Raw genomic sequence first — 18,403 nt, forward strand, 5'->3', positions numbered from 1 at the left:
AGGATAAAAGAACTCGCCGCGTCCGCTGCTCCTGCGACCGTGTGACAACTATAAATAGCTTAAACTATGAAAAAAGTTCGCTGGGGAATTATTGGCTGCGGCAACGTGACTGAGGTAAAAAGCGGTCCGGCCTTCAGTAAGATCGAGAACTCGGAACTGGTGGCCGTGATGCGCCGCGATGGCGCCAAGGCACGTGATTATGCAGAGCGCCACGGCGTGCCCAGGTGGTATGACAAGGCCGAGGATCTCATCCACGACCCGGAGGTAGACGCCGTATACATTGCCACACCCCCGGACTCGCATGCGGCTTATACCTTGCAGGTGGCCGCTGCCGGTAAGCCGGTGTATGTGGAGAAGCCCATGGCGCTGACCTATGCGCAGTGCCAGGAGATGATCGCTGCCTGCGAGCAGGCCCGTGTTCCGTTGTTTGTAGCCTATTACCGCAGAAGCCAGCCGGCTTTCAATAAGGTAAAGGAACTGCTGGATAGGAAAACGATAGGAGAGGTCCGGTTCGTAAACATTAAGCTGTACCAGCCCTTGCAGCCGCACCTTTACCAAGAAAACCCGCCCTGGCGCGTACAACCGGAGATCTCCGGCGGCGGCCTGTTCCACGACCTGGCGCCCCACCAGCTCGACATCCTGGACTTTATACTTGGGCCTATCCTTTCTGCCTCCGGGCAGGTAGCTAACCAAGCCGGTTTATACGAGGCAGAAGACTTGGTTACGGCGCAATTTACGTTTGAGAGTGGTGTGCTGGGCAGCGGCGTGTGGTGCTTTAGTGTGGCCGAGCAGCAGCAAACGGATAGTATAGAGGTTGTCGGAAGCTCCGGCCGGATCACGTTCCCGACGTTTGCCCAAGAGCCGATTCGCCTGGAGACTGCTGCGGGCACAGAGGAGTTCCTGCTCCCGCCGCCACAGCACGTGCAGCAACCTTTTATACAATCCATTGTGGAGGAGCTGACCGGGAAGGGGAAATGCCCGGGTTCTGCCGCCTCTGCCGCGCGTACCTCCTGGGTGATGGATCAGATCGTAGGCAGGGGCTAAAAAGACCTCGCAGCGCCCGAAAGCCTTAGTGTGCTATGAGAAGCAGCAGTCTTTTGCCACTAAGACACTCGCGGGGCTTGAGGGCACCGCGAGGTTGTGCTGCAGGTGGAGAGATGAAACAAAAGAGGCTGCCCCGACAAGGGCAGCCTCTTTTTATACTTGATTTATACTTAAGGAAGTATAACTACGCGTTGATGCCAGCTTCTTTCAGCGCCTGTACCATGGCGTCGCCGATCTCAGCAGGAGACTCCACTACATGGATGCCGTTCTCACGCATGATCTGCATTTTAGCGGCAGCTGTATCTTCAGCACCACCCACAATGGCACCAGCGTGGCCCATGCGGCGTCCTGGAGGAGCTGTTTGGCCAGCGATGAAGCCAACTACCGGCTTCTTGTTGCCTGTCTCGCTGATGTACTTGGAGGCCATGGCCTCATAGTTACCGCCAATCTCACCGATCATCACGATCGCGTCAGTCTCAGGGTCTTCCATCAACAGTTGCACGGCGTCTTTGGTAGGCGTTCCGATGATCGGGTCACCACCGATGCCGATAGCGGTAGAGATACCCAAACCAGCCTTCACGATCTGGTCAGCGGCCTCATACGTCAGCGTACCCGACTTAGAAACGATACCGATACGGCCTGGCTTGAACACGAAGCCTGGCATGATACCCACTTTCGCCTCGCCTGGCGTGATCACACCCGGGCAGTTAGGGCCGATCAGCGTTACGTCCTTGTCTTTCAGGAAGTTTTTAGCAGCTACCATGTCTTTCACAGGAATACCCTCTGTAATGCACACGATAACTTTGATACCGGCAGCAGCGGCCTCCATGATCGCGTCAGCGGCAAATGCCGGTGGCACGAAAATGATAGACACATCGGCTCCTGTCTTCTTCACAGCGTCTTCTACGGTGTTGAAAACCGGCAGGTCCAGGTGGTTGTTGCCACCTTTGCCCGGAGTAACACCACCAACTACGTTTGTGCCGTACTCAATCATCTGCGATGCGTGGAAAGAACCTTCCGAGCCGGTAAAGCCCTGCACGATCACTTTCGAATCTTTATTTACTAAAACACTCATGTGTATCTTTTTTAGGTTGTGTATAGACGGTACTACGATAAGGTTGTGCAAAAATAGGCTTTTTTGTGGCCTGTGCAAAAAATAGTTGCCGCTAATATAGGGTCACAGCCGGAACCTCAGGGCCTTTCGCGGGGTTATGAGGTGGCGGCATCAAACGCTGGCGGCACGTGCTGCATCTGCCAGGTATGGCAGGCCGATGATGTGGCTTATTTTCTTTACATTTGCACTCAAATCCAATAAAAACAGAACAGATGGCATATCTGAACCATATTACCGAGGCAATCGGTAACACCCCACTTGTAAAACTGAACAAGGTAACTGACGGCATCAAAGGCACTGTACTGGCTAAGGTAGAGTACGCCAACCCGGGTAATTCGGTTAAAGACCGCATGGCTATCAAGATGATAGAGGATGCGGAGAAGGCCGGTATCCTGAAGCCGGGCGGCACGATCATAGAAGGCACCTCCGGCAACACGGGCATGGGCTTGGCGCTGGCGGCTATAGCCAAAGGCTATAAGTGCATCTTCACGCTTGCCGATAAGCAGAGCAAGGAGAAAATGGACGTGTTGCGCGCCATGGGTGCAGAGGTGATTGTTTGCCCTACCAACGTGGCCCCTGATCATCCGGACTCTTACTACTCGGTGGCTAGGCGCCTGAACGAGGAGATTCCGAACTCGTTCTACCCGAACCAGTACGACAACGTGTCGAACACGGCGGCGCACTACGAGACCACCGGCCCCGAGATATGGGAGCAGACAGATGGCAAGATCACGCACTGGGCTGCCGGCGTGGGCACGGGCGGTACCATTTCCGGTACCTCTAAATATCTGAAGGAGAAGAAGCCAAACCTTGTAACGGTGGGTATCGATACCTATGGCTCGGTGTTTAAGAAGTATAAGGAGACGGGGGAGTTTGACGAGAACGAGATCTATGCCTACGCCACAGAAGGTATAGGCGAGGACATCCTGCCAAAGAACGTGGACTTCGACCAGATTGACACCTTTATCAAGGTAACGGACAAGGACGGAGCGGTGATGACACGCCGCCTGGCCCGTGAAGAAGGCCTGTTTGTTGGTTGGTCGAGTGGCTCGGCGGTGTATGGCGCGCTAGAGTATGCCAAGGAGCACCTGAAGGAGGGCGATGTGATGGTCGTGCTGCTGCCAGACCACGGCACCCGCTACCTGGGCAAGATCTACAACGACGACTGGATGCGCCAGCAGCGCTACATCGATTAAGTGAGCTAATTATAAAAGCAAAAGCCCGGCTGCCTGCCGGGCTTTTGCTTTTATGGCAACATCAGGCGTAATTTAAAGTATAAAACATGCGGCTATGGGCGATGCTGGATCGTATAGCATGCACAGGCGTGCCTGATCTGCTGCTGTTGCAATAAACGCTAAGTGGCAGAAGATGAAGCTTAAAGCGTGGACTAAATAGCGTGTTATTTTTACTCTTTATCCACAAGTTTGCCTACATTTGCAGAGAGCATTCCAAATTAACCTAGCAGCAGAGCATACGAGTGACAATAAAATTTATGAGAAAACTGTCTGGTATCTTACTTATTGACGACGACGACACCACGAATTTCCTGAACGAGCGCCTGCTGGACAGAATGGAGGTGACCGACCATATCCGCACGTTTGTGAATGGGAAGCAGGCTTTCGATTACCTGTACAACGTCAGTAACGGGAACTACGAGGCAGAAAGCAGTGAGTACTTTCAGCCGGAGCTTATTTTCCTGGACATTAACATGCCGGTAATGGATGGCTTTGAGATGCTGGACCTGTATGAGCGCCTGAACCCGCAGTTTCGGAAAAAGATTGTGATGGTCGTGCTCACGACCTCCACCCACCCGCAGGATACAGCCAACTCGCAGAAGTATAACGCAGAGTATATTATTAAGCCGCTTACTGCGGACAAGGTAAACAACCTGCTGCAGAAGCACTTTAAGCAGGACGAAAAGAAAGCATAGCACCGTATCAGCGTTCATAAAAAAGGCAGGCGCTACGACTATCGTGGCGCCTGCCTTTTTTATGAATGTCTTGCCTAATAGCAGAAGGTGCACTTACAGCGCCTTGTTGCTCCACCTACTCAGCCACCGGCACAAACTCGAACGTATCGCCGTTAAACAAGCCCTGGTCGCTGAGCTTGAGCGATGGGATAACGAGCAGCGCCATGAAGGAGAGCGTCATGAACGGCGACTCCAGCGTGCTGCCCATTTCTTTGCTCAGACGGTCTATGGCTGCGTAAGCCTCGGCCACTTTGTAGCCATCCTCCGCCGACATGATACCCGCCACCGGCAGCGGCAGCAGTTCCTCTTTGCCTTTACCCACGGCAGCCACGCCGCCTTTCGCCCCGATGATCAGGTTTACGGCCCGGGCCATACTTTCATCATCCACCCCCACGGCAATGATGTTGTGCGAGTCGTGGCCTACGGAGGAGGCGATGGCGCCCTCTTTTAAGCCTACATTCTTGATAAAGGCCACGGCCGGGATCGTGTTCTGGTAACGGTTCACCACAGCGATCTTGAGCACGTCCTGTGCCACATCCGCAAGTATGAATCCGTTCTCCGCGCGTGGCGTTGCCCATACTTGCTTCGTGATCAGTTGCCCGTCAAACGCCTCTATCACGCGTATCCTGCTGGCATCGCCCACCGGCACCTCAAACTGCTGGGCCACCTTCACATCGGTGTCGAAATTATTGATCTCCTCGCTTGGCGTAAAGGGTATGTTAGATTTGCCATTCTCCGCCACCAGCTCCCCGTTGATGTAGGTAGCCAGCACGTTAAAGCTCTCCGGGTTATCGATCAGTATAAAATCGGCGGCATCGCCCTCGCGCAGCAGGCCTACCTCCAGTTTGTAGTGCTCCACCGGGTTCACGCAGGCCGCCTGCAGCACCTGGAACAGGTCATTGCCCTTGGCCAGTGCGCGTTTCACCAGCAGGTTGATGTGGCCTTCCACCAGGTTGTCGGGGTGCTTATCGTCGGAGCAGAACATGATGTTCTGGTAGTGCTCGGGCAGCAAAGGTATAAGTGCCTCAAAGTTTTTGGCGGCGCTCCCTTCCCGGATCAGGATCTTCATGCCCACAGCCAGTTTGTCCAGGGCCTCCTCGGCGGTAAAGCACTCATGGTCGGTGGTGATGCCGGCTGAGGCGTACTGCTTTGCCTGCTCGCCCATGAGCCCCGGGGCGTGCCCATCCACGGCTTTGCCATACTTCTTTGCCAGCTCGATCTTCTCCATTACCTGCGGGTCGCGGTTCAGCACGCCCGGCCAGTTCATCATCTCGGCCAGGTACTTTATCTCCTCCCGCTGGAACAGTTGCTCGATGTCGGCAGCCGTTATCTCGGCGCCGGCGGTCTCGAAGGGCGTGGCCGGAACACAGGACGGCGCACCGAAGTAAAACTTGAATGGCACTTTCTTACCGTTCTCCACCATGTACTCCACGCCCTTGACCCCCAGCACGTTTCCGATCTCGTGCGGGTCCGACACGGTGGCCACCGTGCCATGCGGCACGGCCAGGCGGGCGAACTCGCAGGGTACCAGCATGGAGCTCTCCACGTGCACGTGGGCGTCCACAAATCCCGGCAGAATATAATTCGTGCTGTCGGTGGCCTCACGAACTATTTTAGAAACGCGGCCGTTTGAAACATGAACCGTGCCCTGGAAAATCTCCTGGTGATGGATGTCGATGATGTGTCCGGAAACAGTATGATCAGTCTGCATGGGTTGTATCGTTTAGAACTTAAAATTGCCCGACAGGGGTGGGCTTAAACCAGCAAATTACCTTATATTTGCGTTAAATTCAGTCGTTTTGAGAAAGTTAATTTCATACATCGTTTTAGCAAGCCTCCTGGCCACCGGCACGTTGGCTGGCTGCTCCGGCAAAACGCCGCAGCAGAAAAAGACGGCTAAATACCTGAAGAAAAGCAAGAGCGGCAACATGCCCTGCCCCTGCGACTCTAATTAAACTCCCTTTTTGATTCCCCTGTTATGAAGAAAATCGTAATCGCGCTCGACGGGTATTCCTCCTGCGGTAAAAGCACCACGGCCAAACTGGTAGCCGCCGAACTTGGCTACGCCTATATTGATACCGGAGCTATGTACCGTGCGGTTACACTATACTTTTTGCAGCACCATGTGTCGCTTACGAATCCGAAAGAGATAAAGGAGGCGCTACAGAACATAGAGATCGAGTTCCATTACAACCCGAAGAAGCAGCGCAACGAAATATTCCTGAATGGCCTGAATGTTGAGGATGAGATCCGTAAGATGTATATCTCCGACATGGTGAGCGAGGTAAGCGTGATACCGGAGGTGCGCCGCGCCATGGTGGCCCAGCAGCAGAAGATGGGCAAAAAGCGCGGGGTGGTGATGGACGGCCGCGACATTGGCACCGCCGTGTTCCCGGATGCGGAGGTGAAGATCTTTATGACGGCCGATGTGGACACCCGCACCAAGCGCCGCCAGGAGGAACTGCTGGCCAAAAAGCAACTGGTAAACTATGGCGAGATACGGGAGAACCTGCTCAAGCGCGACCACATCGACTCTACCCGGGCCGAGAGCCCGCTACGGCAGGCCGACGATGCCCACCTGTTAGATACCTCGCACATGACAATAGATGAGCAGGTGGAGTTTGTGATGGAGCATGCCACGGCACAGCTGCTACGAAGCGAGTACGCAGCACAACAGAACTGAAGAGAAATGAACGTAACCATAGACAAGAATTCCGGCTACTGCTTCGGCGTAGAGTTTGCCATACAGATGGCCGAGGATGAAATGGAAACCTGCGAGGAGCTGTACTGCCTCGGCGACATTGTGCACAACAGCATGGAGGTGCAGCGCCTCTACGAGAAGGGCCTGCGCATTATAGACCGTGAGCAGCTGAAGGAGCTGCGCGACTGCAAGGTGCTGATCCGTGCACATGGCGAGCCGCCGGAAACATACAAGCTGGCGCTGGAGAACAACATCGAGCTTATCGACGCCTCCTGCCCGGTGGTGCTGAAGCTGCAGAACCGTGTAAAGCATGCCTTTGATGCGGGCAAGCCCAGCGACGCGCAGGTGGTGATCTATGGCCAGGTGGGACACGCAGAGGTGATTGGGCTGGCTGGCCAGACCCGCGACGAGGCCATTATCGTCACCACCGAGGAAGACCTGGAGAAGATCGATTTCACGCGCCCGGTTACGCTCTTCAGCCAAACCACCAAAAGCACCAAGGGTTTTTACCATATCAAGTCGCTGATAGAGGAGCGCCTGCAGCAGGCTAACCAGGACAGCAAGGCAGTGCCGGGCTTTGACGCCAATGATAGCATTTGCCGCCAGGTATCCAACCGTGAGCCGCAGTTGGCCAGGTTCTCCACCGAGCACGATGTGATCGTATTTGTGAGCGGCAAGAAAAGCTCCAACGGAAAAGCACTATATAGCGTATGTAAGCAGCATAACCCCAACAGCTACTTCGTGGAGAACGAGCAGGAGCTGCAGCGCGAGTGGTTCGACGGAGCCGGTAGCGTGGGTATATGCGGGGCTACCTCCACGCCAATGTGGCTGATGGAGCAGGTAGCAGCCAGTATAACGGCCCTGGAGGCAGAGCAAGTATAAATATTAGCATCTTACTATAAAAGCTTTTTGCTAATTTGGGCTTTGCTTCGGCAAAGCCTTTTTTATGCACATAACAACATGAGAACCCTTTTTCGCTATTTTTTAAATGGCCTCCTGATCATTGCCCCAATCGCCATCACTGTGTTTATCGTGGTAGGGATCATAGATTGGTTGGACAGTATCTTTGACCTGGGCATTCCCGGCCTGGGCATCCTGCTGATGGTGGTGCTGCTGACGTTGGTGGGCTTTATCGGGTCCTCGTTCTTTGTGAAGCCTTTCCTGGTGGCGGTGGAGACGCTGGTGCACAAAGTGCCGCTGGTGAGCATCATTTACTCCAGCATAAAAGATCTGTTCGATGCCTTTGTGGGCGATAACCAGAAGTTCAACCGCCCTGTGATGGTGAAGATGGGCGAAGACTCGGAGAACCATAAACTAGGCTTCGTGACGCAGGACGTGCTGTTGCAGCTGAACATAGAAGACAAGGTGGCGGTATACTTCCCGCACTCCTACAACTTCTCCGGCGAGCTGTTCCTGGTGCCCAAGCGCAACGTCACCTACATCGACCTGCCAAGCTCCGAGGTGATGAAATTCATCGTGTCGGGCGGCGTATCGAAACTGTAACAGGTTAGTGGGGTTATAGAGAGAGCTAGCGAGTGACGCAAAGGTGGATTTATACTTGACCGCATGGTGCAGCCTGCTTATACTATGTTTCTTGGCTCCAGCTCTTAAACTTGTAAACTCCTAAACTCTCTAACACCCATGCCCTATATCATTCAGGACAGATCAAAGCTGCACTACCGTGTGATCGGGCGCGGGCGACGCGTTATGCTGGCCTTCCATGGGTATGGGCAGAGCAGCAGCTATTACCTATCGATGGAGCGGGCGCTGGGAGAGGATTATACTATCTACGCTTTCGACCTGTTCTTTCACGGGCATAGCCACCTGCACAAGCACAACATGCCGCTCGCCAAGGAGTTTCTGACGGATTTTATCCAACGCTTTCTGGAGAAGCAGGGGATAGCCGAGTTCTCGCTGATGGGCTTTAGCATGGGGGGCAAGTTTGCTCTGACGCTGGTGGAGTGCATGCCGCAACGCATCCGGGAGCTTTTTCTCATTGCCCCGGATGGCATCAAGACGAGCTTCTGGTACAACATTGCCACCTATCCCGGCTGGCTGCAGCAGCTCTTCAAGCGCACCGTCATAAAGCCAGAGTTCTTCTTTAAGTTCCTGCGGATGCTGCACCGCTACAACCTGGTGCACAAAAGCCTGCTGCGCTTTGCCCACTACCAGATGGACAGCATGCCGAAGCGCCTGCGCGTGTACCGCAGCTGGATCGGCTTCCGCGACCTGAACTTCGACATCCGTAAAATCGTGCAGCTGCTGAACCAGCATGGTGTGGCCGTCACCATGTTCCTCGGCGAGTACGACGAGATCATCTCTCCGAAGCGGGTGGCAGTGTTTATGGATGCCCTGCATAAGGGCGAGCTGGTGATACTGAAGGCCGGGCACTCTTACCTGCTGCAGGAGGTGGCGGAGCTGCTGCACCGGAAGCGCGGTTCATAAGCAAGGTTATATACCCTGCCGCCCGTACTCCGCCCATGACGCTGCTTACTGCAGCGTTCCTTAGTACTCCTCAGGCAGGCGCAGCGGTGGCAGGAGATAGTAGCGTCCATCCAGGCGTGCGGCGTTAAAATGGACCTGGAAGGGCATACCCGTGGCGGTGCTAAGGTGCAGTTGAACCGGAATGACAATGGCGTTTTGGGTAGGGGAGGTGTCGGCAAATATAGCTTCCCGGATATAGGTGGTAGGCCAGTTTACCTCCAGCGTTACCCCATCCTGGATCACCTGCCCGAAATCTTTTTGAAAATCCATCAGCAGGTCGGTGGGGGAGTAAAGCAGGAGCATTTCACGCACAGGAGCGGTGCCGAGCTGCATCAGCTTGTCGTATACCTGTTTATTTACCAGTTGCTGTCGGATGGTGTCGAAGTTGTTGGTTTGCAGCGCCTGGTGCACCAGCAGCGTCAGTAGTTCTATTTTTTCCGCACCAGCCTGCTGGTTGTGCTGCTGCCGCTGCACCGCCAATGAGTCGGGGTGCTGTGCTGCGGCGCTATTGGTTACCACTGCGGCCAACACCAGCATCACAAACAAGAATTTATACTTTGCCATGTACCTGCTGCTTTAAACATTGTGCCTCTACTGGAGTATACGTATCGTAAAACTTGCGGGGCTCTTGCCCTGTTTCTTAACCATCAAATAAATAATCCGCTACACATGAAAAGAACACTACGCCTGCTGTGTATGGGGCTTGTGCTAAGCACCCTCAGTATGAGCTGCGACTCTGGCAACGGCAACACGGAAACCACCAAAACAGGGCCTACTGAGAACGAGCAGGCCGATGATGATGGCATAAGCCTTCCTACCGGGCCAATAGACAAAGACCTGGAGCGAATAAAACTGCCTGAAGGCTTCCGAATCGACTACTATGCCAAGGATGTAGACAATGCCCGCTCCATGGTGATGAGCCCGTCAGGTATACTGTTCGTAGGCACGCGCGGCGATGACAAAGTATACGCTGTGGTGGATGAAAACAAGGATGGCAAGGCCGATGAGGTGGTCGTGGTGGCGTCGGGGCTAAACATGCCGAACGGCGTGGCGCTCCGCAACGGGGAGTTGTATGTGGCCGAGGTAAGCCGCGTGATCAAATTCCCGAACATCGAGCAGACGTTCCGGGACATGCCAAAGTATGAGGTGGTAAATGATAAATTTCCCTCCGAAACGCACCACGGCTGGAAATACATCGCCTTCGGACCGGATGATAAGCTCTACGTGCCGGTGGGGGCACCCTGCAACATCTGCAAAGAAGAGAACCCGATTTATGCCAGTATTGCGCGCATGAACCCCGATGGTTCGGGCGTAGAGGTATATGCCGAGGGGGTGCGCAATACCGTGGGCTTCGACTGGCATCCGGAAACCAAGCACCTATACTTTACCGACAACGGCCGCGACATGCTGGGCGACAACATGCCGCCGGACGAGCTGAACCGCGCCACCGAAAAAGGCCAGCACTTTGGCTACCCTTACTGCCATGCCGGCACCATCTCCGACCCAGAGTTTGGCAACCAGGCCAACTGCAACGATTTTGTAGCGCCCGTGCAAAACCTGAGCCCGCATGGGGCAGCGCTTGGCATGAAATTCTACACTGGCAAGATGTTCCCGGCCGAGTATAAGAACCGCATCTTTATTGCTGAGCACGGCTCCTGGAACCGCTCCCAGAAGATAGGCTACCGTGTGATGCAGGCCATTACCGACGGCAGCGGCAACATAACGAGCTATGAGCCTTTTGCCGAGGGCTGGCTGGAGGGTGAGGACGACTGGGGTCGCCCGGTAGATGTGCTGGTGATGAAAGACGGCTCGCTGTTGGTGTCTGATGACAAGCAGGGGGCTATCTACCGCATTACGTACGCTAGCAAGTAATTAACCGCAGCGTAGCTCTGAGGGGCAGTGCCGGGTCTAACCACCCCTGCCCCTCAGAGCTACGCTCGCTACCTTCGAACTTGCGTTGGGAGCTATACCTGCTACTTTTTCTGTCATCTCGAGCAGAGCGAGAGATCTATCTGGAATTCTAAAGAGATCTCTCCTAAAGGTTCGAGATAACAAATAGCTGTGGCTACAGAAATGATTCCCAGTCTTTGGGTTGAGCGCCTTCTAGATTTCCGGTGCCACAGGCAGCCCGAGGTACGAGGGCAGGAAATGTACACCGCGCGATGCCCTTATCGAGGGCCCCTACCCCCAAGGCGAGCCCTCTCGGGCTTGGCAGAAGTATAATATACAGCTCAAGTATACAACTGGCTCGTAGGGCCAGTCGGGTTGCAAACCCAACAAATAAAAAGGCACGAGTTGCAAACTCCCGCCAGCGGGAGGCTTGTGTCAAGATGCAGGGAGCAGCGGCGGCAGGAAAATAGCTGAAGTATACTTTACGCGGATGAGGAAATCCGCGGCAGACAGTTTGCGGACAAGGCTATACGAAACAGCAGGATACCCAAAGTATAAACTACCGCCTTTGAAGCCAACCGGGACCCAGGCTCTATACCGTAGTAGGTTACAAGGCGGTAGACTTGCGCCAGAAAGGAAGTATAAAGTATAAAAACAGTCGCTGCCGTGAACCAAAAGCCGTACTTTATACTTTGTTTAAATTCATGAGAGGAAGTGCGTAAATCCTGATTATCGCACTATCTTTAGCCGCTGATGAAAGAGGAAAAACTAAATAAACCCAAGCCGGAAAAAAAGCTGATCGGGCGACGCGAGCTGGTCTCTTTCCCGGAGCTGGATATTGAGGAGATCGAAGCCAAAGTAGACACCGGCGCGTACACCTCCGCTATCCACTGCTCCGACATCCACGAAGAGGTCAGGCCAGACGGCACCAAGGTGATCGCCCTGGACCTGCTGGACCCATCGCACCCACAGTACAACCATAAAAAGCTCGAGTTTACAGAGTATGAGCTGCGCGAGATAAAAAGCTCGATAGGGGAGAAGCAGGAGCGCTACGTGATTCGCACCAAGATCAAGATCTTCGAAGAGGAGGTAGAGGCCGAGTTCTCCCTCTCAGACCGCAGCGACATGAAGTACCCGGTGCTGATTGGCAGAAAGCTGCTGCAGGGCCGCTTTATAGTGGATGTGGCCAAGAAAAACCTGGCTTACAAGTATAAGATCAAACATAAACAGAAATAAAGAGCATTTATGAAAATTGCTATTCTCTCCCGTAACCCAAAGTTGTACTCTACCCGCCGTCTGGTGGAGGCAGCGGAAAAGCGGGGGCACGAGGCCGTGGTACTGGACCACCTGCGCTGCGACCTTGTGATAGAGCAGGGAGACCCGCACATCCTCTACAAAGGAGAGCGTCTGACGGATGTTGATGCCATCATTCCGCGCATCGGTGCATCCGTTACGTTTTACGGCACGGCCGTGGTGCGCCAGTTCGAAATGATGAAGGTGAAGAGCGCCGTTGACTCGCAGGCCATCGTGCGCTCCCGCGATAAGCTGCGCTCCTTGCAGATTCTGGGCCGCGCCGGGTTAGGCCTTCCTAAAACAGCCTTTACCAATTACTCCAAGAACACCTCGGAGCTGGTGAAGGAGGTTGGCGGCGCGCCGCTGGTGATCAAGCTGCTGGAGGGCACGCAGGGTCTGGGTGTGGTGCTGGCCGAAACCCGCAAGGCGGCTGAGTCAGTGATAGAGGCGTTCCATAACCTGAAGGCGCGCATCATTGTGCAGGAGTTTATCTCGGAGGCCGGTGGCGCCGATATCCGTGCCTTTGTGGTGAACGGAGAGGTAGTGGGTGCCATGAAGCGCCAGGGCAAGGAGGGCGAGTTCCGCTCCAACCTGCACCGTGGCGGCAAGGCCGAGCTCATCAAGCTAAGCCGGCAGGAGAAAGCTGCGGCTTTGCTGGCCGCCAAATCGCTGGGGCTGGGCATAGCCGGCGTAGACCTACTGCAGTCTAAGCGCGGGCCACTCATTTTGGAGGTTAACTCCTCGCCGGGCCTGGAGGGCATCGAGAAAGCCACCAGCAAGGATATTGCCGGCAAGATCATACAGTACGTGGAGCAGCTGCCCGTAAAGGTCTCCAAAAAGAAAGTAAGCGAGTAGCATGCCCGAAACGATTGTTATCAACGGTAGAAGTATAGACCGTGGAGAGAAGGTGCTGACAAAGCTGGTGATCAGCAAACTGCCCAGCGGCACCGTGATTGAGATTCCTGCTTATGTTTTCCGCTCGGTGAACGACGGGCCGGTGGTGTTGCTAATGGCCGGCATGCACGGCGACGAGGTGAACGGCACTGAGGTTATCCGGCGCATGCTGACGCGCAAAATACTCTACCCGCTCAAAGGCACCATTATTGCCGTGCCGGTGCTCAACATCTATGGCTTCCTGAACTTCTCCCGAGAGGTGCCGGACGGCAAGGATGTGAACCGCAGCTTCCCGGGTAACCGCGATGGCTCGCTGGCCAGCCGTGTGGCGCACCGCTTCATGAAAGAGGTGATGCCGTACGTGGATTATGGCCTCGACTTCCATACCGGCGGGCGCAGCCGAGCTAACTACCCACAGGTGCGGTGCGTGCTCAACGATTACCGAAATGAGGAGCTGGCCAAGGCCTTTGCCCCGCCGTTTATCCTGAATGCCTCCTACCGGCAGGGCTCTTTAAGAAAAGAAGCCGGTAAATTAGGCAAATCCATACTGGTTTACGAAACAGGCGAGAGCCTGCGCTTTGATGAGAAAGGGATAAAAATGGGCATAGAGGGCACCTGCCGTGTGCTGCACCACCTGGGAATGATCGCCAACTGCTCAGAGCCCACGGAGCCCACTGTTGTCTGTATGAAAGATATTTGGCTCAGAGCCAAAAATGCAGGCCTCTGGCGAACTTCCATCAACATAGGGGATTATGTGAAAAAGAACCAGCAGGTAGGCAGCATCACCGACCCCTATGGGGAGATGGAGGTACGCCTGAACGCCCCGGCCACCGGCTATGTGGTGGGACTGAACAATATGCCTGTGGTGAATCAGGGTGATGCGCTGCTGCACATTGCCTTTTAAGTTCGAGCCAAAAGCAGTATAGCAAGGCAGGGGGCAACCGCGTTTGTTGCTTCCTGCCTTTTTTATATAGAATAATATAAGTATATTAGTGTTCTTCTACCGGCACAACTGCGTCTCGATTCAAACATGGAGCAGAGCAGTGGTGACTTAAAACTTACTTCTGAACAAGGAAAAACGCTATGAAACTAACTTCTGAGAAATTGATGAAAAGCTTTACGAGCGCCCTGAACAAACCCTCGCTGCTCGTAATTGCGGCTGCCTTGGTGATAACCTTTTATGCAGGTGTGACGGTAGGAAAGTCAATAGGTGAGTTAGTCTATAACCTTACGCACTAACAGCACTACGTATGAGGCTAGTAAAATTCTGTCAGGGCGATGAGTGCAAAACCTCCCTGCCCGTAGTAGCAGCTGCCGCCTTTATCCTGTTCATGTACTTTGCAGGAGAGGCAGCAGGCGAGTTCCTGTACTACATCTCTCACTAAAAGTAACCGGGGTTATCGGATCTTCTTTAAATCAAACGAGCGACTCAATGACTGTCAAGGCGAGAAAGCTGGTGACCGTGATAGCCTTCGCAGGTTTTATCGTGGGGCTGTTGGTAGGGGCTGGTATCGCCTCCAAACAGGCAACCTCGGGTAAGGCAGTGGTAAAGTTGCGTTAGCGGAAGCTACTGGAGTAAACAAGATCGCCCCTGCTATACCTTAGCAGGGGCGATCTTGTTTTATACTATGTTTCTGGTTTATACCCAGCGCTTTCGCTCACTAAAGTGATTGCACCCGAATTGGGCACCCGTTATCATTTCAAATTTTTTAGGCTTCAGGTCGTTGGATGCCTCGTGCACCAGCGGCAGCACGTAAGACGGCTCCAGCGCATGCTGTCCTGTCAGCTCGTCGCAAACGCCAAAATCATTGCTCTGCAGCTGTACTTTATTGGGGTCCTGCTCCCAGTGGGTGCAGTGGTTACATGTTGCTTCCATAGGTCTGTCAGTTTTAGTTTATACTTTACCTATACTTGCCTTCAGATGCGGAGGTTGATGTAAGCGTTCGATTTCGGAGAAATTTAGAATCAGGCTAAATAAGCAACGGCACAGGCTAGTCTACAAAACGAAAGGCCCCGCTCTATCTGAGCGGGGCCTCTGTTATACCTTTGCTTGCTGCTTCAGGAGTTAAAATACGTAGCGCACGTGCAGGGCCGTGTCCCAGAAACCGCCCCCGCGCGGGATGTTGATATACGGCTTGATGTCGGCACCGATGGTGAACGGGATATCGCGGATGTAGTACTCCAAACCCAGGATACCGTCGATACCCACGCCTACCACATCGTCGTGATAGTGGTCGTGACCGCGGTCATAGTAGTGGCGGCCTTCCCAGAAACCAATGTGGCCACCAATGCCATAGTACCACTGCAGGCCGGCAGCATCAAAGGCCGGTGCGTGTTTCTCGTACAGCACGGTCAGCGCGGTACCCCTGTACTTAAAGCTGGTGCTCAGGATGCCCTCAATGGCGGCATCGCTCTTAATAAAGTGCTTTACCGTAAGGCCGGATGCGGCACCACCTCTCAGGCCGATGCCTGTAGAGTAGCCACTCTGTGCCTGTGCGCCAATAGCGGCAAACAGCACAAGCGCCAGTGCAAATGTCAGTTTTTTAAAAGTTCTCATTGGCTTTAAAAGTTGAAATAAAGTCGCGAACCAGGGCGGGTAAGGAGCCATGGCTGCCGCGAAATTACAACTTCTAACGAGCTTTGAAACTGTTTTTGTATGGTAGGGGCTACTTTTTGCCTCTGTGCAATAAGTTTAACCGAGGGAAATCGATGTGCTTCTTCAAATCGGTGTAGTAATATACTTCTAAAGTGGTATATTACTATATTCTTCAAAGCGAAGAATTTCCTTCTTGCCAGACTCTACTCACATACTTTTATGAAAACAAACACGCAAACCTGTTTACAGCTGCTAAAGATGTCCTTCGGATTTCTGTTCTTTTTAAACAGCTGCATCCCGTCTACAACTTATACTTCCTCTGTCGGAGGATGCCCTAAGGCTTTCAAGTCAGGGGAGCGGGTGCTGATGGGAGAAGCGACAGGCATATCCCCCCATCAATCTTACAGGCTCTACCAGCAGTTTGCAGACGAGGTTAAGGAGGCGGGCTTGGTGCCATCCTATGCAGTGGAGCAGGAAATGGTCCTTCGGATGCACGGCATACAGCCCGGCATGGCTGCCGACTCAAGCAGCCTGTCTGTAATGCAGCGTTTGGGGTATAATTATTTTATCAAAGTACATGTTGGAAACACAGCATCAGGAACAGGCTATAACAGCGTGAGCGCCGCCGAACAAAGGGAACTGCAGGCCGGGTACGGCACACAAGCAGAAGATGAAACGAAGGCTTCCGTGACTTTTGAGCTATACGCTACGGGCAGCAGGCAGCGCATCTACACGTTGGCTGCTACAACAAGTATGGGAGGAGTGACACTTCCGAACAGAGACACGGAAAACGGTTATCGTGGAAGCAAATCTGCCAACCTATCCTCCGTTACGCAAGCCATTGACATGGCATTTAAGAAAGGCGTCAAAAAGGTATTAGAGGAGTGCCGGTAGGCTTGCCTGGGAGCAGGGGCTATGTTTTGCCCTCGGCTTTGTAATCCTGGAGGTAAGCGGTTTTCTTAGTGCGGCGCCCGATCAGCTTGAAGAAAGATATAAAGCCCTGCTCATCAAGTTGAAGGGCCTTGGCAAAGGGGTCTTCCTCATCGGCCTCCTCAAAGTCCTGGATATAATGCTTCCGCACCAGCTCCGCCTCTTGTAGCTCCTGGGCCACCTCTATGTGCACCAGGCCGGTTTTCTCCCAAAGCCTGCGCCACCAGTCTAGGGTATGAATAAAGTACCAGTAGTGCTGGTAATCCTCCCGCAAAAATTCCGGCACCTGCTCCAGCGACTCAATCTCTTTGGTAAAGCACACATCCACAATGGCAATATGGCCGCCGGGCTTCAGAAAGCGGGCAATGTAAGGCAGGTACTTCTCGTCGGTGCCGAAGTAAGTATAAGAGTCCACCACGATCACGGCATCGAAATACTCCTGCGCAAAGGGCAGGGCACGGGCGTCGGCTTCCAAGGGAATCACCTTATCCTGGCAGTTCTCATGGCAGATGCGCTGGTAGTTATCGCTGGCTGATACGGCCTCATCCACGGCATACACCGTAACGCCAAACTCCTTCGCCAGAAAGATAGAGCTGATGGCCTTGCCGCAGCCTAAATCAAGCACACGCATGCCCGGCTTCAGCTGCAGCGACTTGGTGAGGCTCTCCAGGTTAAAGAGCACGTTCTCGCCCATGGAGTAGCGGCGCACCCACTCTGGGTCGTAGCGCATCGCCTTCGGGAAAACATGTTGCAGTTTGTTGCTGGCCATAGGTCAATTTATACATGCTAAAAAAGCAGCATACGCGGCGGCAGGAGCGAAAGTTAGCGGCCCATGCGGGCAATCTCGTCTGAGGGGTGGATGTGCTTGCCGGGTCTCTCGGCTTTGGCAGCTTCCAGCATGGCACGGGCAACGGTTTCGCCCGCTATGGGCTTGTACTTTTGCAGCGGCCCGATCATGAGCCCGCTCAGGGGCCTCATCACCTTACTGGCAAAATCCTCGCCAGCACGCTTTTCCTCCCGCTCGCCCAGCAGCAGCGAGGGCCGGAAGATGTGGGTAGACGTAAAGGCTTGCTGCTGCACGTCGCGCTCCATCTCGCCTTTCACTTTGTTGTAGAAGACCAAAGAGCCGGCATCGGCGCCCATGGCCGACACCACTAAAAACTGCATCGCGCCTTTCTTGGCCGTTATCTCCGCCAGCTGTGTCACATACGTGTGGTCAACCTTGTAGAAGTTCTCCTTGGAGCCAGCCTTCTTGATGGTGGTGCCAAGGGTGCAAAACACGTCGTCGGCCACCATGTCAGAGGCATAGTCCTTCATCTTATTGAAATCGATGACCTGCTGGTCCAGCTTGGGGTGGATCAGGGGCAACTCGTGGCGGCCAATGGAAATAACCTGGCTATAGCGTTCGCTCCTAAGCAGCAGGGACAGCAGGTGCCCCCCTACTAGCCCGCTGGCTCCGGCTATCAGTGCGGTTCGTACTTTCTGCAT

The 18,403-nt window shown here is 54.0% G+C and carries 22 protein-coding genes and 1 pseudogene; 16 read left to right on the forward strand and 7 right to left on the reverse strand.

Annotated features, from left to right (window positions below):
* Positions 1–66: 66 nt before the first annotated feature.
* Positions 67–1,044 carry a Gfo/Idh/MocA family protein gene (locus tag PXG97_RS17155; protein WP_276499031.1) on the forward strand — a complete coding sequence of 326 codons (978 nt, stop codon included), beginning with the start codon at positions 67–69 and terminating at the stop codon, positions 1,042–1,044.
* A 184-nt stretch (positions 1,045–1,228) separates the two neighbouring features.
* Here the strand turns inward: PXG97_RS17155 and sucD are convergent, their stop codons facing one another.
* The gene (gene sucD, locus PXG97_RS17160; protein WP_276499032.1) at positions 1,229–2,119 is read right to left on the reverse strand and encodes a succinate--CoA ligase subunit alpha; all 891 of its coding nucleotides are present in this window, start codon (positions 2,117–2,119) and stop codon (positions 1,229–1,231) included.
* Positions 2,120–2,370: 251 nt separating this feature from the next.
* On the opposite strand from sucD, the pseudogene PXG97_RS17165 reads away from it, so the two are divergent.
* Positions 2,371–3,351 (forward strand): annotated as a pseudogene (locus PXG97_RS17165) (PLP-dependent cysteine synthase family protein); the annotation flags it as partial.
* A 299-nt stretch (positions 3,352–3,650) separates the two neighbouring features.
* Positions 3,651–4,088 carry a response regulator gene (locus PXG97_RS17170; protein ID WP_276499034.1) on the forward strand — a complete coding sequence of 146 codons (438 nt, stop codon included), beginning with the start codon at positions 3,651–3,653 and terminating at the stop codon, positions 4,086–4,088.
* 115 nt (positions 4,089–4,203) lie between these two features.
* Here the strand turns inward: PXG97_RS17170 and ade are convergent, their stop codons facing one another.
* Entirely contained in the window at positions 4,204–5,838 is a 1,635-nt protein-coding gene (gene ade, locus PXG97_RS17175) for an adenine deaminase (RefSeq protein ID WP_276499035.1), read from the reverse strand.
* Positions 5,839–5,926: 88 nt separating this feature from the next.
* Here ade and PXG97_RS17180 point away from each other — a divergent pair, with 88 nt between their 5' ends.
* The 5 genes from PXG97_RS17180 (at position 5,927) to PXG97_RS17200 (ending at position 9,273) form a co-directional block, all read left to right on the forward strand.
* A complete protein-coding gene (locus PXG97_RS17180) occupies positions 5,927–6,082 on the forward strand; it encodes a hypothetical protein (protein WP_276499036.1) in 156 nt (51 codons plus the stop codon).
* A gap of 23 nt (positions 6,083–6,105) precedes the next feature.
* Positions 6,106–6,810 carry a (d)CMP kinase gene (gene cmk / locus PXG97_RS17185; RefSeq protein WP_276499037.1) on the forward strand — a complete coding sequence of 235 codons (705 nt, stop codon included), beginning with the start codon at positions 6,106–6,108 and terminating at the stop codon, positions 6,808–6,810.
* Positions 6,811–6,816: 6 nt separating this feature from the next.
* On the forward strand, positions 6,817–7,710 hold the full coding sequence (locus tag PXG97_RS17190) for a 4-hydroxy-3-methylbut-2-enyl diphosphate reductase (RefSeq protein ID WP_276499038.1): 894 nt from the start codon (positions 6,817–6,819) through the stop codon (positions 7,708–7,710).
* A gap of 78 nt (positions 7,711–7,788) precedes the next feature.
* Positions 7,789–8,331, forward strand: a complete 543-nt coding sequence (locus PXG97_RS17195) for a DUF502 domain-containing protein (protein WP_276499039.1) — start codon at positions 7,789–7,791, stop codon at positions 8,329–8,331.
* A 138-nt stretch (positions 8,332–8,469) separates the two neighbouring features.
* Positions 8,470–9,273 carry an alpha/beta fold hydrolase gene (locus PXG97_RS17200; RefSeq protein WP_276499040.1) on the forward strand — a complete coding sequence of 268 codons (804 nt, stop codon included), beginning with the start codon at positions 8,470–8,472 and terminating at the stop codon, positions 9,271–9,273.
* 60 nt (positions 9,274–9,333) lie between these two features.
* Here PXG97_RS17200 and PXG97_RS17205 read toward each other — a convergent pair whose 3' ends face one another.
* Positions 9,334–9,876, reverse strand: coding sequence for a hypothetical protein (locus PXG97_RS17205; protein ID WP_276499041.1), 543 nt, complete (start codon positions 9,874–9,876; stop codon positions 9,334–9,336).
* Between the two features lie 105 nt (positions 9,877–9,981).
* On the opposite strand from PXG97_RS17205, the gene PXG97_RS17210 reads away from it, so the two are divergent.
* The 7 genes from PXG97_RS17210 (at position 9,982) to PXG97_RS17240 (ending at position 14,950) form a co-directional block, all read left to right on the forward strand.
* Positions 9,982–11,184, forward strand: a complete 1,203-nt coding sequence (locus PXG97_RS17210; RefSeq protein ID WP_276499042.1) for a PQQ-dependent sugar dehydrogenase — start codon at positions 9,982–9,984, stop codon at positions 11,182–11,184.
* Between the two features lie 771 nt (positions 11,185–11,955).
* A complete protein-coding gene (locus tag PXG97_RS17215) occupies positions 11,956–12,438 on the forward strand; it encodes an ATP-dependent zinc protease family protein (protein WP_276499043.1) in 483 nt (160 codons plus the stop codon).
* Between the two features lie 9 nt (positions 12,439–12,447).
* A complete protein-coding gene (gene rimK, locus PXG97_RS17220; protein WP_276499045.1) occupies positions 12,448–13,350 on the forward strand; it encodes a 30S ribosomal protein S6--L-glutamate ligase in 903 nt (300 codons plus the stop codon).
* A 1-nt stretch (position 13,351) separates the two neighbouring features.
* Complete coding sequence (locus PXG97_RS17225) at positions 13,352–14,293, forward strand: succinylglutamate desuccinylase/aspartoacylase family protein (RefSeq protein WP_276499046.1); 942 nt, start codon at positions 13,352–13,354, stop codon at positions 14,291–14,293.
* 179 nt (positions 14,294–14,472) lie between these two features.
* The gene (locus PXG97_RS17230) at positions 14,473–14,628 is read left to right on the forward strand and encodes a hypothetical protein (protein WP_276499047.1); all 156 of its coding nucleotides are present in this window, start codon (positions 14,473–14,475) and stop codon (positions 14,626–14,628) included.
* An 11-nt stretch (positions 14,629–14,639) separates the two neighbouring features.
* Positions 14,640–14,774 (forward strand): hypothetical protein, encoded by a 135-nt coding sequence (locus PXG97_RS17235; protein WP_276499048.1) that lies wholly within the window; start codon positions 14,640–14,642, stop codon positions 14,772–14,774.
* A 47-nt stretch (positions 14,775–14,821) separates the two neighbouring features.
* Positions 14,822–14,950 carry a hypothetical protein gene (locus tag PXG97_RS17240; protein ID WP_276499049.1) on the forward strand — a complete coding sequence of 43 codons (129 nt, stop codon included), beginning with the start codon at positions 14,822–14,824 and terminating at the stop codon, positions 14,948–14,950.
* Positions 14,951–15,028: 78 nt separating this feature from the next.
* On the opposite strand, the gene PXG97_RS17245 is transcribed toward PXG97_RS17240, so the two are convergent.
* Both PXG97_RS17245 and PXG97_RS17250 read right to left on the reverse strand, forming a co-directional pair.
* Entirely contained in the window at positions 15,029–15,265 is a 237-nt protein-coding gene (locus tag PXG97_RS17245; protein WP_276499050.1) for a hypothetical protein, read from the reverse strand.
* A gap of 189 nt (positions 15,266–15,454) precedes the next feature.
* Positions 15,455–15,946 carry a hypothetical protein gene (locus PXG97_RS17250; RefSeq protein ID WP_276499051.1) on the reverse strand — a complete coding sequence of 164 codons (492 nt, stop codon included), beginning with the start codon at positions 15,944–15,946 and terminating at the stop codon, positions 15,455–15,457.
* A gap of 297 nt (positions 15,947–16,243) precedes the next feature.
* Between PXG97_RS17250 and PXG97_RS17255 the strand changes: the two genes are divergently transcribed.
* Positions 16,244–16,879: a hypothetical protein gene (locus PXG97_RS17255; RefSeq protein WP_276499052.1), complete on the forward strand. Its 636-nt coding sequence runs from the start codon at positions 16,244–16,246 to the stop codon at positions 16,877–16,879.
* 19 nt (positions 16,880–16,898) lie between these two features.
* Here PXG97_RS17255 and PXG97_RS17260 read toward each other — a convergent pair whose 3' ends face one another.
* Together PXG97_RS17260 and PXG97_RS17265 are read right to left on the reverse strand one after the other, a co-directional pair.
* Positions 16,899–17,684, reverse strand: coding sequence for an SAM-dependent methyltransferase (locus tag PXG97_RS17260; RefSeq protein ID WP_276499053.1), 786 nt, complete (start codon positions 17,682–17,684; stop codon positions 16,899–16,901).
* A 53-nt stretch (positions 17,685–17,737) separates the two neighbouring features.
* Positions 17,738–18,403 carry an oxidoreductase gene (locus tag PXG97_RS17265; RefSeq protein WP_276499054.1) on the reverse strand — a complete coding sequence of 222 codons (666 nt, stop codon included), beginning with the start codon at positions 18,401–18,403 and terminating at the stop codon, positions 17,738–17,740.

Origin of the sequence: Pontibacter litorisediminis (assembly GCF_029360645.1) — a bacterium.
In the GTDB taxonomy this organism is placed as follows: domain Bacteria; phylum Bacteroidota; class Bacteroidia; order Cytophagales; family Hymenobacteraceae; genus Pontibacter; species Pontibacter litorisediminis.

Excerpts from the sequence above, each read along its gene's own strand:
- PXG97_RS17155 (WP_276499031.1), top strand. The coding sequence starts at position 67 with ATGAAAAAAGTTCGCTGGGGAATTATTGGCTGCGGCAACGTGACTGAG.
- sucD (WP_276499032.1), bottom strand. The coding sequence starts at position 2,119 with ATGAGTGTTTTAGTAAATAAAGATTCGAAAGTGATCGTGCAGGGCTTT.
- PXG97_RS17170 (WP_276499034.1), top strand. The coding sequence starts at position 3,651 with ATGAGAAAACTGTCTGGTATCTTACTTATTGACGACGACGACACCACG.
- ade (WP_276499035.1), bottom strand. The coding sequence starts at position 5,838 with ATGCAGACTGATCATACTGTTTCCGGACACATCATCGACATCCATCAC.
- cmk (WP_276499037.1), top strand. The coding sequence starts at position 6,106 with ATGAAGAAAATCGTAATCGCGCTCGACGGGTATTCCTCCTGCGGTAAA.
- PXG97_RS17190 (WP_276499038.1), top strand. The coding sequence starts at position 6,817 with ATGAACGTAACCATAGACAAGAATTCCGGCTACTGCTTCGGCGTAGAG.
- PXG97_RS17195 (WP_276499039.1), top strand. The coding sequence starts at position 7,789 with ATGAGAACCCTTTTTCGCTATTTTTTAAATGGCCTCCTGATCATTGCC.
- PXG97_RS17200 (WP_276499040.1), top strand. The coding sequence starts at position 8,470 with ATGCCCTATATCATTCAGGACAGATCAAAGCTGCACTACCGTGTGATC.
- PXG97_RS17205 (WP_276499041.1), bottom strand. The coding sequence starts at position 9,876 with ATGGCAAAGTATAAATTCTTGTTTGTGATGCTGGTGTTGGCCGCAGTG.
- PXG97_RS17210 (WP_276499042.1), top strand. The coding sequence starts at position 9,982 with ATGAAAAGAACACTACGCCTGCTGTGTATGGGGCTTGTGCTAAGCACC.
- PXG97_RS17215 (WP_276499043.1), top strand. The coding sequence starts at position 11,956 with ATGAAAGAGGAAAAACTAAATAAACCCAAGCCGGAAAAAAAGCTGATC.
- rimK (WP_276499045.1), top strand. The coding sequence starts at position 12,448 with ATGAAAATTGCTATTCTCTCCCGTAACCCAAAGTTGTACTCTACCCGC.
- PXG97_RS17225 (WP_276499046.1), top strand. The coding sequence starts at position 13,352 with ATGCCCGAAACGATTGTTATCAACGGTAGAAGTATAGACCGTGGAGAG.
- PXG97_RS17230 (WP_276499047.1), top strand. The coding sequence starts at position 14,473 with ATGAAACTAACTTCTGAGAAATTGATGAAAAGCTTTACGAGCGCCCTG.
- PXG97_RS17235 (WP_276499048.1), top strand. The coding sequence starts at position 14,640 with ATGAGGCTAGTAAAATTCTGTCAGGGCGATGAGTGCAAAACCTCCCTG.
- PXG97_RS17240 (WP_276499049.1), top strand. The coding sequence starts at position 14,822 with ATGACTGTCAAGGCGAGAAAGCTGGTGACCGTGATAGCCTTCGCAGGT.
- PXG97_RS17245 (WP_276499050.1), bottom strand. The coding sequence starts at position 15,265 with ATGGAAGCAACATGTAACCACTGCACCCACTGGGAGCAGGACCCCAAT.
- PXG97_RS17250 (WP_276499051.1), bottom strand. The coding sequence starts at position 15,946 with ATGAGAACTTTTAAAAAACTGACATTTGCACTGGCGCTTGTGCTGTTT.
- PXG97_RS17255 (WP_276499052.1), top strand. The coding sequence starts at position 16,244 with ATGTCCTTCGGATTTCTGTTCTTTTTAAACAGCTGCATCCCGTCTACA.
- PXG97_RS17260 (WP_276499053.1), bottom strand. The coding sequence starts at position 17,684 with ATGGCCAGCAACAAACTGCAACATGTTTTCCCGAAGGCGATGCGCTAC.
- PXG97_RS17265 (WP_276499054.1), bottom strand. The coding sequence starts at position 18,403 with ATGCAGAAAGTACGAACCGCACTGATAGCCGGAGCCAGCGGGCTAGTA.